At 38.7% G+C, this 17,798-nt stretch carries 14 protein-coding genes; 8 read left to right on the forward strand and 6 right to left on the reverse strand.

The features are described 5' to 3' along the window. Positions 1–282 precede the first annotated feature (282 nt). From nadA to nadC, 3 genes are read left to right on the forward strand one after another with little or no spacing between them, the layout of a single operon-like run. Positions 283–1,317 (forward strand): quinolinate synthase NadA, encoded by a 1,035-nt coding sequence (gene nadA / locus ACZ5V8_RS04960; RefSeq protein ID WP_464218597.1) that lies wholly within the window; start codon positions 283–285, stop codon positions 1,315–1,317. Positions 1,318–1,330: 13 nt separating this feature from the next. Continuing rightward, a complete protein-coding gene (locus ACZ5V8_RS04965) occupies positions 1,331–1,774 on the forward strand; it encodes a GNAT family N-acetyltransferase (RefSeq protein WP_440615484.1) in 444 nt (147 codons plus the stop codon). Between the two features lies 1 nt (position 1,775). After that, positions 1,776–2,645 carry a carboxylating nicotinate-nucleotide diphosphorylase gene (nadC, locus tag ACZ5V8_RS04970; protein WP_440615483.1) on the forward strand — a complete coding sequence of 290 codons (870 nt, stop codon included), beginning with the start codon at positions 1,776–1,778 and terminating at the stop codon, positions 2,643–2,645. 1 nt (position 2,646) lies between these two features. Here nadC and ACZ5V8_RS04975 read toward each other — a convergent pair whose 3' ends face one another. The 3 genes from ACZ5V8_RS04975 to ACZ5V8_RS04985 all read right to left on the reverse strand — a co-directional run bounded on the left by ACZ5V8_RS04975 (position 2,647) and on the right by ACZ5V8_RS04985 (position 4,569). Continuing rightward, positions 2,647–3,126 carry a hypothetical protein gene (locus tag ACZ5V8_RS04975; protein WP_440615482.1) on the reverse strand — a complete coding sequence of 160 codons (480 nt, stop codon included), beginning with the start codon at positions 3,124–3,126 and terminating at the stop codon, positions 2,647–2,649. A 196-nt stretch (positions 3,127–3,322) separates the two neighbouring features. After that, positions 3,323–4,129 carry a glycosyl hydrolase family 18 protein gene (locus ACZ5V8_RS04980; RefSeq protein ID WP_440615481.1) on the reverse strand — a complete coding sequence of 269 codons (807 nt, stop codon included), beginning with the start codon at positions 4,127–4,129 and terminating at the stop codon, positions 3,323–3,325. Between the two features lie 35 nt (positions 4,130–4,164). Then, complete coding sequence (locus ACZ5V8_RS04985) at positions 4,165–4,569, reverse strand: hypothetical protein (protein WP_440615480.1); 405 nt, start codon at positions 4,567–4,569, stop codon at positions 4,165–4,167. Between the two features lie 223 nt (positions 4,570–4,792). Here ACZ5V8_RS04985 and ACZ5V8_RS04990 point away from each other — a divergent pair, with 223 nt between their 5' ends. From ACZ5V8_RS04990 to ACZ5V8_RS05005, 4 genes are all read left to right on the forward strand, one after another. Further along, positions 4,793–5,557: an enoyl-CoA hydratase-related protein gene (locus ACZ5V8_RS04990; protein WP_464218598.1), complete on the forward strand. Its 765-nt coding sequence runs from the start codon at positions 4,793–4,795 to the stop codon at positions 5,555–5,557. Positions 5,558–5,575: 18 nt separating this feature from the next. Beyond that, on the forward strand, positions 5,576–6,706 hold the full coding sequence (locus ACZ5V8_RS04995; protein ID WP_440617879.1) for a CaiB/BaiF CoA transferase family protein: 1,131 nt from the start codon (positions 5,576–5,578) through the stop codon (positions 6,704–6,706). Positions 6,707–6,798: 92 nt separating this feature from the next. Beyond that, on the forward strand, positions 6,799–7,896 hold the full coding sequence (locus ACZ5V8_RS05000; RefSeq protein ID WP_464218599.1) for a WD40 repeat domain-containing protein: 1,098 nt from the start codon (positions 6,799–6,801) through the stop codon (positions 7,894–7,896). 11 nt (positions 7,897–7,907) lie between these two features. Further along, positions 7,908–8,912 (forward strand): hypothetical protein, encoded by a 1,005-nt coding sequence (locus ACZ5V8_RS05005; RefSeq protein ID WP_464218600.1) that lies wholly within the window; start codon positions 7,908–7,910, stop codon positions 8,910–8,912. A 3-nt stretch (positions 8,913–8,915) separates the two neighbouring features. Here ACZ5V8_RS05005 and ACZ5V8_RS05010 read toward each other — a convergent pair whose 3' ends face one another. From ACZ5V8_RS05010 to ACZ5V8_RS05020, 3 genes are all read right to left on the reverse strand, one after another. After that, positions 8,916–9,527, reverse strand: a complete 612-nt coding sequence (locus ACZ5V8_RS05010; protein ID WP_464218601.1) for a hypothetical protein — start codon at positions 9,525–9,527, stop codon at positions 8,916–8,918. Between the two features lie 34 nt (positions 9,528–9,561). Then, entirely contained in the window at positions 9,562–11,985 is a 2,424-nt protein-coding gene (locus ACZ5V8_RS05015) for a DUF1554 domain-containing protein (protein WP_464218602.1), read from the reverse strand. A gap of 197 nt (positions 11,986–12,182) precedes the next feature. Next, positions 12,183–16,544, reverse strand: coding sequence for an RCC1 domain-containing protein (locus tag ACZ5V8_RS05020; RefSeq protein ID WP_464218603.1), 4,362 nt, complete (start codon positions 16,542–16,544; stop codon positions 12,183–12,185). Positions 16,545–16,826: 282 nt separating this feature from the next. Between ACZ5V8_RS05020 and ACZ5V8_RS05025 the strand changes: the two genes are divergently transcribed. Beyond that, positions 16,827–17,786, forward strand: a complete 960-nt coding sequence (locus ACZ5V8_RS05025) for a LysR substrate-binding domain-containing protein (protein WP_464218604.1) — start codon at positions 16,827–16,829, stop codon at positions 17,784–17,786. Positions 17,787–17,798 lie beyond the last annotated feature (12 nt).

Below are 17,798 nucleotides of genomic sequence, written 5' to 3' on the forward strand. Positions count from 1 at the left end.
AATTGGTTGGTTTTTTGTCACTAAAAGTTGTTAATTATCATATATCAGTTAAGTATTCTTTACCAAATGCTTTTGTTCAAAATTGCATGTACTCCTTCTAAAGGCAGTGTCATTATTGCTTATATGAATAAATAGGCAGTTACATTGGAAAAAGAAGTTGAACATCTCAATGGCGTGAGAAAGCGATAAAGAACAAGAAAAATGCTGCTACTTTTTCTTATTTTTAACGGTCTGTGGTACACTCCAAAAACTTTTTAGTATTAGATTAAAGCCATATCAATTATGATCAGTGATGTTGAGTTTCAATCACGTGTTGCCAAAGCTTGGCCAAAAGCCAAAAGTCTTCAGGTAACAGATGAAAAAGAAAAAATATTTTATCGTGAGAAAATAAAACGATTATTGAAAGAAAAAAATGCCTGTTTAATTGCCCATTACTATGTCGATGCCGATATCCAAGCATTAGCAGAAGAAAGCGGTGGCATGTTAGGTGATTCATTATCCATGGCACGCTTTGGTAAAGATCATCCAGCGAAAACCCTTGTCGTTGCCGGTGTACGTTTTATGGGTGAGAGTGCTAAGATTTTATCTCCGCATAAAAAGGTGATTATGCCAACATTAGAAGCCGAGTGTTCACTTGATGTGAGCTGTCAAGAGGAAGAATTTAAAGCATTCATTGCTGAGCATCCTGATCGTACGGTGGTGGTTTATGTGAATACTTCAGCACGTATTAAAGCGTTGGCTGATTGGACAGTCACCTCGTCAAATGCCTTACAAGTTTGTGAATATTTAGATCAACAAGGTGAGAAAATTCTATGGGCGCCAGATAAGTATTTAGGACGTTGGATTGAGAAGCAAACCGGTGCGGATATGGTACATTACAATGGAGCATGCGTTGTCCATGAAGAGTTTAAGGCACGCGCATTATTAGATTTAAAAACGCAATATCCAGAAGCTGCGGTATTAGTGCATCCTGAGTCACCTCAAGAGATTGTTGCACTGGCTGATGCGGTGGGTTCTACTTCGCAGTTGTTGGAAGCATCAAAAAACTTAGCAAATCCTATTTTTATTGTAGCAACAGAAGCCGGTATTTTCTATAAGATGAAGCAAGCCTCGCCTCATAAGGTATTTATTGAAGCGCCAACCATGGGCAATAGCGCGACGTGCAAGTCTTGCGCTCATTGTCCGTGGATGGGGATGAATACCTTAAAGAACCTTGCTGAGGTGTTAGCGAAGGGTGATAACGAAATTCTGGTGCCAGATGATGTACGTGAGCGTGCAATGGTACCATTAACACGGATGGTGGCGTTTAATAATTAGGTGAATTATATTAATGAATAGCGACATATTAGCTGCAAATGAAGGTGACTACCCTAGATTGCTTCAAATTTGGCAAGCTGCCGTAAAAGAAACACATGATTTTTTAGAACAAAAGGACTTTGAATTTTTTAGTTCAAAAATAGTATCGTCCTATTTTCCACAAGTCAAAATATATAAATATATGCTAAATGGGCAGATCGTTGGTTTCATCGGTGTTAGTGATGATAAATTAGAGATGTTATTTATTGATCCAAAATTTTTTGGGCAAGGGATTGGTTGCACATTGGTTGATTTTTGTATCAATAAACTGTCTATTTATCAAGTTGATGTCAATGAGCAAAATACCAAAGCAGTACAGTTTTATTTGAAAAGAGGGTTCTGTGTTTTATCACGTCAGGAAGTAGACGGTACTGGTAAGAGATACCCAATATTAAAAATGAAGTTTAAAAAAATGTAGAGTGAGAGATTTTATGCATTTAAAGACCGAGCAAATTACCGAAATTCCTAAAGATCTTGTGGCAACCATGGTAACTCAAGCTTCAGCTGAGGATATTGATCAAGGTGATATTAACGCTTTATTGATCAATGAACATGAACAAGCTTGTGCACGTGTGATAACACGTGAGCCGATGGTGATGTGTGGCTATGATTGGGTTAATGAAGTCTTTAGACAGGTTGATCCCAGTCTAAAGATTCATTGGTATCATCATGATGGTGATGAGGTGCTTGCTAATAAAACACTTTTTGAAGTTGAGGGTTTAGCACGCAGTATCTTGTCCGCTGAGCGCAATGCGCTTAATTTCTTGCAAATGCTTTCAGCCGTTGCCACAAAAACGCGTGAATATGTCAAGGCGATTAAAGATGCAAAGTGCGCAATACTTGATACACGCAAAACGATTCCAGGGTTTCGTTTGGCACAAAAATATGCCGTCACCTGTGGCGGGGGGATGAATCATCGCATTGGTTTATTTGATGCCTTTTTAATTAAAGAGAATCATATTGCAGCTTGTGATCACTCCATTACCAAGGCGATTGAAAAAGCGCGAGAAATCGCGCCACAGAAAATGGTTGAGGTCGAGGTTGAGAACTTTGATGAGCTCAATGAGGCACTTAAAGCACATGCTGATGTGATTATGCTTGATAATTTTTCTTTAGAGGATATGAAAAAGGCCGTAAGCATCGCTAAAGGAAAAGCGCAACTTGAGGCCTCTGGTAATATGTCTCTTGATATGATTTATACTGTTGCACAAACCGGTGTTGATTTTATCTCGATTGGTGCATTGACTAAAAACATTCAAGCAATTGATTTATCGATGCGGTTTTTATAAATTATTCAACTTTCCAGTTAGTTGTTACAACCTGATCACCATCTTTTGTATTTGTGCTGTAGACAGGGTGGAATAAGGCACCACAGATTGGCGTTGTTAATTGAGCATTTAATGGTTGTCCTTTATCAAAAATATTCGTTGATTCAACATTAACAGTACAGGTTTGAGCACCGCCACCTGTAGTGTTTACCATATAAGTTAAACTAATTTTAATATCCTTTTGTTTCGAGTTTATTGAGTAAAAGGTTACTAACCCTGCGTTTTTATCATCTTGTGATAATGCTGCAGGTAAACCGCCTTGAGGAAGACTAAAGGCAGTATTTGGCGTGTCAGCTGTTACCTTTGTTAATGTAGCGCCAGCGACTAAAGCACCACCATAAACACTATATGCATAAGCATATGGTGAAACTTGGTTTGCATTTGCAAAGCTAATCAATCCAAGTGAAGCTAGAAGTGTGATAGCAGTGGTTAGTTTTTTCATAAAATGAACTCCTCAATATATTAATGTTGCGATTTGGTTAAGCAGTATGCTTTGCTGCTTGATGTTAATTTAACCAATGCTGAGTTCAATTACAAATGACTAAAAATGACTCAAGACATTTTGAGATATTTGATAGTGAGAAAGTGTCAATTGATTGCTAACAGATGTCTTTGTGACAATGCTAACTTTGATGTCATTAATTAAATGTATTGGATAAAGTATCAATCAATGATGGATCTGGATTAGTCTCAGGGTTTGGGGCATCACCTGAAGTATCCCAAAACATTGCCCCTTTTAAACCTTGTTGTTTTATCCAATGTGCTTTGATTTCGACCATTGTCGCAGAATCATAGGTGATAAACATGCGTGATATAGGATTGTAATAATAGCTTTCAACGATTCGATCAAATGGATACGTGACGCCTGATACGGTGTAACCATTCATGCTGATCTTGCCAAAGTTACCAACACTTCTCAAGCTATTATTATTATCGCGCACAAGGATATAGGTATAATCAGACGCTGAGTTAGCAAAGCCTGAACAAACCTGATTGTCTTTGATGTTAGAAAAGCTATCACCCATGAGGCAATTATATCCTAAGCTACCATTTTCCCATTCACCAGGTCCTGTGACACCTGACTGATAAACGCCTGGAATATGCGCTTGTCCTTCACCTACCTCTATCCATTGGCGACCATATAGTGGAATGCCGGCAACGATTTTTGGGTTAGGGATGCCATTAGCGTTAAGGGCGGCAACACTGCTGATTAAATTCCATTGCCCTTTGGTGGTTACATAATTTGGAGCATCAGCTCCTTCAGTAGCAGATAAGGGAGATTGATGCCCTGTTATGCTGTCCCAAGTTCCTGCTGCATCATAGGACATGATGTTGATAGAATCAAGATAAGGCAGCATTTCACTATAATGGTTAAGGGCGATATTTTCAGGTGCCTGATTGATTGCAATACTTAAATGATAGGTTTTACCCGTTATATTACTCAAATTATCAAGCTTTTGACGCACGACTTTAATAAGCTCTACATAGTTGGTAGCATCATCATATTGTAAGTATTGATCAAGAATCGATTGCTTTTGTTCGTTTGTGATCCCAGAACCTTTAAACTATAGCTGATAACCTCTTGATTTGGTTTAATAAAATTGACCGTGCCATCGGCTGTTTCAGGAATACCATTTGCTATAAATTGCACGATATTAATTGATGGTATTGGTGTCGGTTCAACCTCGGTTTCAGGTACTTCAGAATCGGTGTTTTCCGTGTTTCCTATCGTTGTGTTTTCAGATGATGGTAAGGTTTGGTAGTCTGACTCAGACGGTGGTGTTGATGTCGGTGATGTTTCATTGCTTGCGCCATCAGAGCTACCACCGCAAGCACTTATAATAAAAGCAGTTAATGTGAGAAAATAAAGTTGGGATAATTTCATGTGCTTCTCCTTAATAGTTCATAACATAAGCAGAACAAATAATTGCAAAATGCCCAATCAACTGTAAGTACATATTTAGAACAGTAGTGCGCGCAATTTATGCAGCCCTGATTGAGAAGCGCGTTACTTTAGTAAATTCGTGCTCGTTTTAATAATCTCTGGCTATACTAGAAGGTACCGGCGCAACGCGTTTGGATTAAGTAAAATACAAGGAGACAGTTTAATGGATAAGATACTATGTCAACACGGTGATAAGATCACAACAATTACGATTAACAACAGTGACAAGCGCAATGCTTTTGATAGTGAGATGTCAAAAGCAGTTACGCAATCTATTCACGAGGCACAACGTAAAAAACAGCGTGTAATTGTGCTTAAAGCCAATATTTCACATGGGATATTCTCAGCAGGACATGACTTAAATGAACTGACATCAGTCGATGAGATCACCAATGATCCGATGTTTGAAATGTTTGATGCAATGACTGCGTCACCTTTGCCAATCATTGCCCAAGTAGAGGGAGCAGTCTATGCTGGAGCGTTGCATATGCTTATGGTTTGCGACATGGTCTATGCCACCAATGATAGCAAAGTGATTATTACAGCCAATAAAATGGGTGTTCCTTTTTCACTGCGAAATTACCAAAATTGGTTGTCAGTGATGAGCATTCATAAAGCCAAAGAACTCTTTTTTACTGCCAGTAGTATTGATGCCATGGATGCTTATCACGCAGGAATTTTCAACACGGTTTTTAGTGATAAGGCAGCACTTAAAACACGCATTGATGAAGTGTGTCAGGCGATTATAAGTTGTTGTGCTGAAGGCGTTGCCAATAGTAAGTTACAGCTTAATGTATTAGCGAATGATGTTACGATTAATTATGATGAAGCGGTTTTAATTGAAGAATCGCGACATAAGATTTTAAATAGCCCACAATTTACAAAGCGTGTAGAAGCGCTGATCGCGAAAATTCATCATAAAAATTAAAGATTCAAGGAGAGAAAAATGTCAAGAGTATTAGATGGTATATTGGTATTGGATTTTACCCAAGCACTAGCTGGTCCCTATTGTACAATGCTTTTAGCTTACAATGGCGCGCGCGTCATTAAGATTGAGCGACCGGGTGATGGTGATATGTTGCGCTCAGCTGCACCCTTTACTAAAGAGGGTACTTCAGTATTTTGGGCGTCAGCTAATGCCAATAAAGAAAGCTGTGCGCTCAATTTGAAAAATCCAGAAGATATCGCATTGATTAAAAAAATTATTCAAAAGGCAGATATTCTGGTGGAGAACTTCAGACCTGGCGTGATGGAGAAATTAGGCTTAGGTTATGAAGAGGTAAAGAAATTGAATCCTACAATCGTATATACCTCAATTTCGGGATTTGGCACAACAGGGCCAATGGCGCATGCGCCAGGCTTTGATTTGGTGGGTCAAGGTTACTCAGGCATGATGTCAATCAATGGTGATTTAGATAAGGACACTGGACGCATTGGTTTTCCAGTGGGCGATGTCAGTGCGGGGATGTGGGGCTATATGGCAACAATGACAGCATATTGTGGACGTCTACGTAGTGGAAAAGGTGCCTATGTTGATGTCTCAATGCTCGATGGTTTGTTTGCAATGATGCCTGCTGAAGTGGTGGCTTATACTAAACTCAATGAAATTGAACATTGTAGTGGTAATATTGATCCGGCAGCGGCTCCTTTTGGTGCTATACGTACAAAAGATGGTGCCGTTATTGTGGCTGTTTTAGGAGAAAAGCTTTGGTTAAGTTTTTGTCAGGCAATGGATAAGATGGAGTGGCATGATAATCCTAAGTTTAAAACGGGACCTGATCGCATTAAAAACCGTGCTGATTTACAAGCTCTTGTACAGCCACTTTTTAGGCAAAAGACGACGGTAGAATGGCAAAAGATCTTAACTGACGCAGGTATTCCAAATGGTATTGTGAATAACATTAAAGAAGCCTGTGAGCTGCCACAGATAAAAGCACGTAATATGCTGGTTAATGCTGGAGATTATATTGTGCCAGGCAATCCAATGAAGATTAATTCAAGTAGTGATTTAAATAAACTCAATACCCCAGAGGCACTGGGTGCGTCAACAAATAAAATAAGGGATGAGTTTAACTAAGGCTAAATTATTAAATATGGCAGGTTGATATTTAATCAAAATTGCAAAGCTGGAACTTTTTATCTATATTTTTCTAAGGAATGTAAACAAAAATGGAGAATAAAATGTTTAATATATATTTATCAAGGTATTACACTTTGGTGTTTTCTTTAATCATTATATTTTTAACTTTCTGCCACTCAGTAAATGCACAAGAAAAAATCAAATTGCCGACAAGTACAAAAATTTATGCATTTGAGTCTGCTGGAGCTAAAAAAGAGTATGTCGGTATCACTGGTGGATTAGCATTGGGTGATATTACAGATACAGGTATTGAGTTTACAAAAATTTACAATCAAAAAACAATACCATCTATCGTAGGGCAAACAGTTAAAGCTATTGCTAAATCAGGTGATCTTATCGCTATTGGTAGTAATAAAGGCTTGAGTGTTTGTTCTATTAATAGCGGTATGCTTTTAAAACAATGTACGGTATATACGCAAAATACTATACCTAAAATGGAACATATTACAGTAATCGATCTTATTTTAGTTGATGATATACTATACATAGCAAACTATCATGGTGGCTTATTAGTTGCAAAAGTTGATCTAAAGTCTCATCAACTATTATCAGTAAAGCCATACAACCAGCATACGGTTGATACCATGATGTATCAACCTGTTAAATCAATAGCGCTTACTATGGATAAGAAAAAAATTGCTTTTGCAACACGTGGTGGAGGTCTTGGTGTTGCATCTATTGACGATAACCATAATCTGAGTCACATTACTTACTCTCAACCTGGAAATAGCAAATTTTCTAATGATGTGCATGGTGTTGCGATTAGTCCCAAAGGAACCGTAGCAGTTGCAACTTCATTTGGATTGTATCTTGGTAGATTAACTGATGTTAATACTTTTATCACGGTTACTACTTACAATAAAAATGACACAAATATCCTCTCGAATAAATACAATGCTATTACTTTTAATCACGATGGCACTATGCTAGCAGCTGCGACAATGGATAAAGGGGTGATGGTTGCAAAGGTAGACGATCAAAATAATCTTATAGCTATCAAATTCTATAATACTCAAACTACTCCAGCATTGTCGTTACGTTCTATTAATGCGATAGCATTTTCAGAAAATGAAAAGCAGCTTTATGTAGGCAGTGACTCTTCTACCATGACTATAATCGATTTATAAGGAGCCAAGATATGACTATTCTCTCAAACTTCTCAAAGTTATTTATCCTTACGCAATTCAGTGTTATATATGCATACGCAGATTCAAATCAGATCAATTTTAATAATAATCAAACAGGTGGACTCTTTAGTAATGTTGTTGCCGATCCAAATATCCAAGAAGGAGTGCAAAATGCGCAGTGTAACAATAGTTGTGAACCATCAAATAGTTGTCCATCTTATGCAGGTGTAGCGACTAGCGGTGAAGGAGATTCATCTTGTGCTGGAAATTTTTTAGCACCATCAGGAACTGTTGATGCAATTGAATTTAGCAGTGTTAATTGGAGAGGAAATTCAATTACGATAGAGGCTGGAAGGTCAGATTCTTCAGCTATGGGGGCAACTTTGCAAGCTCTTAGTCAATGGGGAGTTTCTGGGGCAACACTTTTAAATACAAACATTGCTGCACTTCAAAAGGATCCGAACTCTGGCACTTTGGTAAATGGAGGACCTGGTGAGGCAAATTTTGTAGTCTCTTTAAATCTTGACATTGCTGGTTGTACGTGTGGGTCTGTTATTTTAGGACAACAAGGTTCTGATACCGTAAAGCCAGTTTCTGCAACTCAGTGGATTACAGATGGTGTTGAAGCAGGATGTGCAGCGCTAACATTTAGCTTAACCGATGGCACAGAATGGAAGCCATCCACAGTGGCTTTGATCAAAAATTTAGCAAAAGACTTCTCTCAAGAAATTGACTATGCTTTGCATGAGTCAAACACTTGGTGGATTTCACAATGGTCACTTGAAAGTACCGATAATTATATCGGTTTTACCATGAACGCTGTTACTCAAGACCAACATGATTATATTGATAAGTTCACTACATATTGCAATGGACATTATTATAACTCAGTTGCTCTAGAATGTGTTTGTAGCGACGGGGGACAGCAGGGTAAAGGCTTACTGCTAATACAACCATCTAAGGATAGCGATGATACTTTTGATGCATGCTGGCAGGGAGTAACGGATCCATCTTAGTGTCTATTCATCTACTTTAGATACTGTAAATGAACTGCCTCCACCTTGAAGCGTAATATGCTTAATTTCTTGTTTTGCACCCTCACAATTTAAAGTAATTTCCCAGTCTTTGCTTGCTTCATTATATTTTCTTGGTAGGCTTGACTTAGCGCCAAGTGACCAAGTCGCTGTGAAATAGCTAAGTTTAACAGCACCTAATACAACGTCTTTACAAACATAGTGATGTTGGTGATCTTTGGAAGTGAAAATAAGATCACCGTATAAGCCAAGACCTGCCGTACTATTGCTCATTTTGCTACCAATTGCTTTGCAATTAGTATCATCACTATCACATGTGCCGCGGATATTTTTAAGCCAATTAGCAATATCACCATTTTCTAACGCAATATTATATCCAATATCAATAGTAACCCTATCAGTATCAACAATTAGCGTTGGAGGTGTTACTTCAGGATATGCACTCGCGACAATAAATTGTGTTTGCGTTGCATCAAGATCTTCTACTGCTGGGTCAACATAAATCGACACGGTAGAGTTAGCAAAACTGCTGCTAATAAGACTTAGGCTAAGTAAACCAAAATAAGCGATTTTTTTACTCAATTTTTTAATAATCATAATGAATGTTCCTTGTTACTGTTGAGTTGGATAATTAGGCTTTTTGTGCGCAATAGAGTTTGTTTGGTGTGTTACAGCTTGCCATTTGCAAAGTTTGTTTGTCATGATCAAAAGCTGCAGCCCATGAATTATCCATTGCCAAAGGATTAGCAACATTGGCAAAATATTGTGGGTTGTTTGAAGTGCCATCATTTGTCCAGTTGTTGCAATTACTACTTAAGCCAAACACATCATCATATAAGGCAAACCCACTCCAAACATAGGTCTCAGTGTCCTTGGCAATGGCATGTTCTAAATTGCCGGAGAAGAGCGTATCGGGTGAGGCGATAACTTCATGATTCACATTAAGATAATATGCCTTTTGATCATAACCAATATTATCTTTAATACTACGTTCATTAGCAGGAAGTAAGGCCTTATATTCACCACTCAATCCAAGGGCATTTGCTTCAAGTTGGCATTTGCTGTTAGCCCCTTCAATTCCACCTAAATTGCCACTATAGTTTTGTGCGGTTGTAAAAATAAAACGCGTGGTTGCTTTGGTGATACTAACAGGAACTTCAGCAGTTGTTTCACTCATATTATCAGCAGACACGGTAATTTTGGCAGAAAGAGGATCATCTAGATTATAATCGGCACTAATGATTATTTCACATGATTGATCTGCATTTAAGGTTGATTGACAAGCTTGATGGTTAATGCGGATCACATCAGCTTGATCACTGCTAAAGCTTACGTTTTTAAGATTTCCTTTGCCAATGTTTTTAATGACAATCACTGCCTGATTATCAATGCTGTTTAGTGCAAGTTCTGTTAATGGCATACCATTTTCTGATTGAAATTGTGCTTGTCCTTTCTCAGTTTCAATGACTGAAAATATCGCTGTATGATTATCATCAAGATTGGTGTAAACAGTACCATCTTGAGCTTTAGCATATAGATTAAATTCATAGGTGCCTGCCTGTGTATTTGAATCAATGGTCATAATGGGCATCTCACAGCTTTGGTTAGGTGCTAAACCCGTTCCGCTTAATGAAAGACAATTCGTTGAGTTAGATGAAGAATAAACAATATTGTCTCCACCAACTCGTTGCACTTGATACGCACCTTGTGTTGATATTGCTGCTGGATACCAGTTAAAACTGCCATTATTGGTGATAAGCGTTGCTACTTCAATGCTTTGCTCACTTTTCTCAAAAGGATTGTTATCATTGATTGCTGATAGCGTGATATTGGTATTGGCAACGCTCATTGGAATATTGACTGTCTCAGTTATGCCATGATCGTGTTGATATTCAATAACCAACTCACCTTGACCTTTTGCCGATGCTGATGCATTAAGGGTGATCGTTGTACTTGACAGTGGTGCAATCTCCTGTGAGTTAGCATTCAGATTAATACCGTCAATCTCACCAATAATGTCGATGTGATTAATGGTAATGGGGCTGTTTGATGTATTCGTTAAGGTAATATTTTCATTCATGTCTGCTTGTTTAAAATGTACATTAGCGTGATCAGTAATAAGTACACGATCATCATAGGCTAATGCAATATTGGTTTTTACAATATTACTGGCATCAATGTTAAGAAGATGACCATTGTTAATATTATCTAAAAGTTGTGCTTGATGGGTTTTATCGTCAAGGGCAGCTTTGAGTTTAATCGGATCAAGCTGTAAAGTGATAACACCTTCCTCGCCAGGCAAAATGTTTTTCTCATCATCAATGATTTGGTTGTTTGCATTTAGTTCATTTCGTGTCGCTTCATCTAATAAATCGATAAACCATTTGCTGTCATCATTTTCGGCGATATTTAACAGCACACGATTAATTGCTTTATCTGAGATATTTTTGAAAACAACATTCATCTGACCATCGCTATGAATGGTAATCGGTGTGACATTTGCTTTAGCTAATGATTCTGCCGTTGCGATATCTTCTTCTTTAATAAAATTGCCTTGATAATGCAATACTTTATTATCAACATTTTCGACTTCAATGACTAAGTTAAGCTCTTGCTCAAGAAGTGTTCGTGAGCCAGTATATGTTGTTTCAATATTAAGCACACAGCTGTCATTAGCACTTAATATAGTTTGTGTCACAGAACCATCTTCATTGGTAATAAGGCAGCTTTTTTCTGATTTATCAGCCACATATTTTAGTGATAGCCCATCAATTTGTGGATCGATATGTGCGCCTATTATTTTAACGTTATCCTGCGGTGGATCATTTAAACCAGCCATAAGATGATAAGTGGTTTCTGTGCTTAGACGTTGCTTATTGATACCAATCCCTTGTGCTTTAATGCTAGAGGCAGGCGCTAATATCGTTTCATTGGTAAGTCTAGTGCTACTTATGACTGGATCTGGTGATGGGGCTCGCGCGCCACCGCCACAGGCGCTGATTAAAGAAGTGCTTAGCACTGAAGGTAATAGCTTAATAAGTGTTTTATATTTCATTACAAGTTTCCTTAAAGTGAATTAAACTTTTTCATGTGGCTGATGATAAAGCAGTAAATTGATTGGAAAAACGACAGATCATGCGTTGATCTGTGCGCAATGTGTGCAGGTTAAATAGGGGTTACATAGGAAAAGCGCAAAGCAAAAAGCCCGCAATAGCGGGCTTAGGGTATGGTTAGTATGCGTTAGGCGAGAGATTAGTTGTTATAAGGATAAACCACTTTTGGGGTTGTCACGTAGGCAGAGGTTACATTAGTCCCTGTTTTATAATCGCGATTACTTCCCCAGCAGTATGCTTTGTCTTTATTGCTAATGAAGCAGTTATTACCAGCAAGCGATTTTACTGTCTCATCTGCCGCTAACTCGCCTTGAGCAACTGCTACTGGCACGCTAGTATTAGTTTTATTGCCATTACCTAAGTCATAGTTTTGGTTATCACCGAAGCAATAGGCTTTATTATCCGCAAGTAAACACGTACTTTTAAAGTTAGCTGAGATATCCTGCAATGTTGCATTGGCAGGGATCGCGCCCGCTTTGACTTGTACCGGTGTCGTGCGATCAATCGTTGTGTTATCACCTAATTGACCACGCCTATTATCTCCCCAACAGTACGCATGATTATCACTGGCTAACCCGCAGAAGTAATCATAACCAGATTGGATTTTGGTGTAGTAAGCCCCTTGTGGTAAGGCGCCTTGTGCAATGGCGTTTAATTTAGCAGAACCATCTTCAGCGGTGCAATATACCCAGCCATTACTAGCAAGCGCACATGTTTCATAAGTGCTGACAGTCACCTGCTTAATTGTCTCTGTCACTGGGATATCTCCTCTAGGGATTGCAACTGGATGATCAACTACAGTACCCACTGGAATGGCGGTTGCCAGTTGATTATGATGGTTTGAACCCCAGCAATATAATTCCTCATTAGTTGAGATCGCACAAAAATGGAACTGTCCGCCAACAATGCTCTTAAACGCGATTCCATTTTGTGCAACTTTGGTGGGCTCGTAAACCATAGTTGTGCTAGAAGCTGTACCCGTTAGTCCATAAGCATTATATCCCCAGCAATAGGCTTGTCCATTATTATCCAAAGCACACGTTGTGTCTCTACTTGAGACAATCGTATCAAGCACGACATCTTCTGGCATTTGCCCTTGTGTTACAGCAACGGGTCTACGTTGATGATCAGAAAGAGGAGTTCCCCCTGTCCCTAATCTCCAATTGCTGACACTTCCCCAACAATAGGCTTTGTGATCATGTCCAATACCGCAAGAGCCATCATCCCAACTTGTTGAGACTTTAGATAACGCTTTCCACGCATAACTTTGGATATTAAAGCTTATGACAGGGTTACTAATCTCCATCGTATCATTTGCGGTAACAGTTAACTCATAGCTGCCAACAGCAAGTGCCTCAGTTGTTGTGACATGCACTTGACAAGTTAAGCTTTGTGCAGATTGTGATAATGTACAGCTGTCACTTTGAGCGCCATTGATTAATATCTCTGGTGAGCTTGAACTAATCGTGAAGCTTTGATCTGTTGTTGTTTCATTAAACCAGCTTTCAGGGGCGTGAATCACAACATCAAAACCTAAACCAGCGACAACACCTGTGATATTTTGACCATTAGCAATAAGCTCAGCTGAGGCAATACCGTGATCAATAATATTAACCGTGCCAATATTCAGATCATTTTGTGCCAAGTTACTATTGTCTCCCATATCTAGCACCAATCCATACTCTGCCGGTGTGCTGTTATCAGAAATATCTAAACCTACGTAGCAATAAGCGCCACTGACAACGGCAGCACCACTTAAGCAGCTTGGACTAAGGGTTGGATCGCTCAATTGTAAACCACTTAGTGTTTCACCGGTAAGATGATAATTCGCAATGTCCGTTGATGGTAACCAAGCAACATATACCTCATTATTGATGATTTTCAAATCATAGTGCTTAACGCCAGTTAATGGTACATTGATCGCTGCTTGTGGAGCGCTAAAGCTTATTTCATTGACAAAGTTTGTTTTGAAAGTCATTTGTAAGGTTGTCGCTAATAATCCGGATTCAACGCTAGGTGTTAGTGTGAGATTAAAGTGATTTCCTGGTTGTTCATTAGCGTTAGCAGCAGCATGAAAAGCCATATAACAAGTCATACCACTGGCTAATGTCATCGCATCTTCACACAAGGTCATCTCTGGTGATGAAGCTTGTGAAGATAGGGTAACACCCGTTGGTAGGTTTTGCTCAAAGCTTATTACTTGGGCTACGCTTGTATTATTAGTCATTGGGATGTAACGTACACCAGGTTCAGTAAAGACAACTTCTTGCGTAAATGCACCATCATCAAAACTTGGATAAAGTGCATTTGTGATGCTTGGGTAAAATAAGGTTGCAGCATTATTAGCAGCAAAGCCAAAGACCTTATCCAGCGTTGCGTTAGCATCATTATTGGCAATAACTTCTGCTTGATGTGTCATCATTGCCTGTTGCAAATCAGCAATGGTTTTACCCTCCAATAATGGTAAGGTAAGTGATTGTGATTGATTGACGCCAAGCATTACTAATGTATCAAGCATCTTAAAGTCAACGATGTCGCTTAACCATTGAGGTGCTGTAACACTTAGGTATTGCAATGCTTGTGTTGCATTATTTGTTAAGGTTAGATGTAAGCCTTCTGTATCAACCGTCACGGTATTACTACTTAACTGTGATAGTACATTGAGATCGACAAGCCCGCTAATATTTGCCTCAGGATCGTTGATATCAACGACATTGATATTGAGTGTTTCAGTATCTGTACTTGCATCATCCCATTGAATAACCAAATGGTTAAGAAGGCTTTTATTGGCTAAATCCACACCTGAAATATCAATCTTTGCAACGCAAGGTGAGCTGATAATGCTACCGATTTGACAGCTGTTTTCAACACTGGTATCTAAAGTATAAGGCATGTTAAATGGCAGTTCAAAACCGTATAGCTTCTTTGCCTCCACTGGTGAAAGTACCACATAGATTGAGGCATCTTTACCTGAGACAAACGCATTTGGTGTGCGTGTTGCATCAATAAAGATTCCGTTATCGCTATAGTTTGGCAAGGTGACTTCGGTAGTTGTATTGCTGTTATTGATGACTAATTTAAGCGGTTGAACAACTTGTGAAATGGCAACAGATGGGTTGATCACAACAGAGCAGCTCATGCCAGGGGCAACAACATTACCTGTTAAGCATGATGAGCTTTCTAAAAGACTCATTTGATTACTAATGTCTTTGCCAGTTGCATCATAAATTTTATAATCATCTGTAAGCGTTGATGGTTTAAAATTAACGTTGCCATTATTTACCAATTTAATCATGCTATCATGCTGATCAATTAAAACACTTAATGGATCAATGCTTAGCATAACCGTGGTATCCATTGCCAAATTTGTCGTTAAATCATCAAGGTGATACATCGAGTCGGTAACAAAGGTGACTGCCGTTTCAAAGTTTGAAATACCTGTATTACTGACTTCAGGACTAACAATAAGTTTAATTTGGCAGCTCTCACCCGCAGCAAGCGGCAAACTACAACCTGAAAAATCAGCACTTACGCCATCAACAATGGGAGAAAATTGTGCATCAATGCTATTGATGGTATCAGTGGTTACGTTTTTAAGCGTAATCATTTTTTCTAAGTCGCCATTAGCATTACGTACAAAATTGTTCTGACTATTTTCAGCAGATAAAGTAGACAAATTAAAAGAGGGCGTCAGCTCTACTTTTTGTGCTTTTTGTTCGTTGGTTTTAACATGTAATAAGCTTTCTACTAATGCTTGATCTAATTCATTTTTCCAGGCTTTCAGTGCAGCAAGTGCTTCAGCAGAATTATCTAGCTCAAATTTTAAGGTTGCTGTTTGCCCACTCTCTAGAGTTGAAATGCTATTTAAAGCATGGATGTATGCACGCACAGATTCTGGAAAAACCATTTGCGGGTGCTGTAGTACTTTTTGTGATGTGTTGACGATATCAATCGATGTTTGTAGTCCAGGTGAGAATGAACCTACACTCATTACTTGAATATCAGAATGATTAAATAGTGCATCACTATCCGCTTTAAAGTTGATATCGATTGGTGTTGTTACGGTACCTGTTGTCGTTTCATAGATAAGGCTACCATGATAACTTGCATTATCAGCTGTTGATGTAACTTCATAATGATCTTGGCATTGCTCGCCAGCACTTAGCTGTAATCCTTCATAACAGCCGCTATTGCTCTCAAGCGCATTGGCTTGCACTGTGGTTAATTGTGGCGAGAAGTATTTTTTAGTGATTTGCGCAGGTTCTGCACTCATGCCAAGTGTAGCAACCTCTGCGGTGAGTTGTGTGTTGTATAATGCTTTTTCACCATTGATGACATTATCAGGTGTATCAAGCGTTACCGCTGCATTGATTTTTGTTTGTGTTGTTGGAGTATCTTCTGCAGAACTACCTCCGCCGCCACCGCAAGCAGTTAATGAGATACTGCCAAGAGATAGTGCACAAAGAGTATAGAGTTTGTTAAGTTTTGTGATCTTCTTCATAATGTTTTCCTCGAAAGTTGTTGAACATCGCAAGATGACAATTGGTGATCACCTTGTGTGGTCGCATTATGAACAGAATGAGTGGTTAGAGACAGGTCATATGCTGCACCGATTGTTGCGTTTTGTGTACACTGTTCAGAGGACAGAGGACAGAGGACAGAAAACAGAAGACAGAAGACAGAGGACAGAGGACAGGTGGGATAGCGTTTGTTCTTTACTTATAAACGTTTTGGGCTATAGTTGAGAACAAGTTAATTGACTTGTTAGTAGCGAAGGAATGTTATGTATACCGATTTTTTTACTGATGTAACCACCTTACTGGATATCATTAAAATAGGCTCAATTGCCGGTTTATCAGATGCTAAAGGTGAGCACCGTACAACCATCTCACGACGTATTCAGCGTTTGGAATTCCATTTAAAAAATACGATAATTACAACAAAAAGTGGACGTGTTGAACTCACTACTTATGGGGCTGAGTTAGTGCCAAGATTACAAGCGATGGTGGAGCATATGGATCGAAGCTTTTCACAACTGGTTAAAAAGCAAGAAACACAGAAGCTGCAAGTTCGTTTTTTTAATAATATTGGCATATATTACTTCTTTATTGATGAGTGTCTGAAGTCATTGTTGACAACAAGTCCTGATATTTCCATTGAGATGACCAGTTATACCTATTATCAGATGCTTAATTTTGGTTCAGTTTCGAAGTCACTCTTTGATCAATTTGATGTGATCTTTATACATGATGCACTTATCCATTTGATTAATGATGACGAATGGATTGTTAAAATGCGCTTACAAACAACGCATAAGCTTTACGCTAGTGAACAGTATCTTGAAAAGCATCCAACAATCAATGATCCACAGGATTTAAGAAAACATATTTGTATTTATAATAATTTATTGCCAAGCAAATCCTGGTTGTTGCAGGAGGAGAAAAAGGGGCAAAAGGGGCAAATGGAACAAAAAGAACATGCTTTAACCTTTGAGCAGAGTATTGGTTGTGATGCAGTAATTATGCAGCACAAGTTAACAAAACTAGGTTATGGCGTAAGCTTAATCCCAGAGTCTGTGGTTAAGTCTGATGGACAAACACTAATCAATGTTTTGCCTGAAATATCAAGCAAGCCATTCACCACATACTTATTGGTCAATAGTGAATCCTATAAAAATCCAGTGATTAAAAGGGTGGTGACAGCGATGATTGACACCTTAAATAAGCTTGGGTTTTGGGGGTGAATACAGACTAAT

It is taken from the genome of Cysteiniphilum sp. GTC20157, assembly GCF_055396795.1.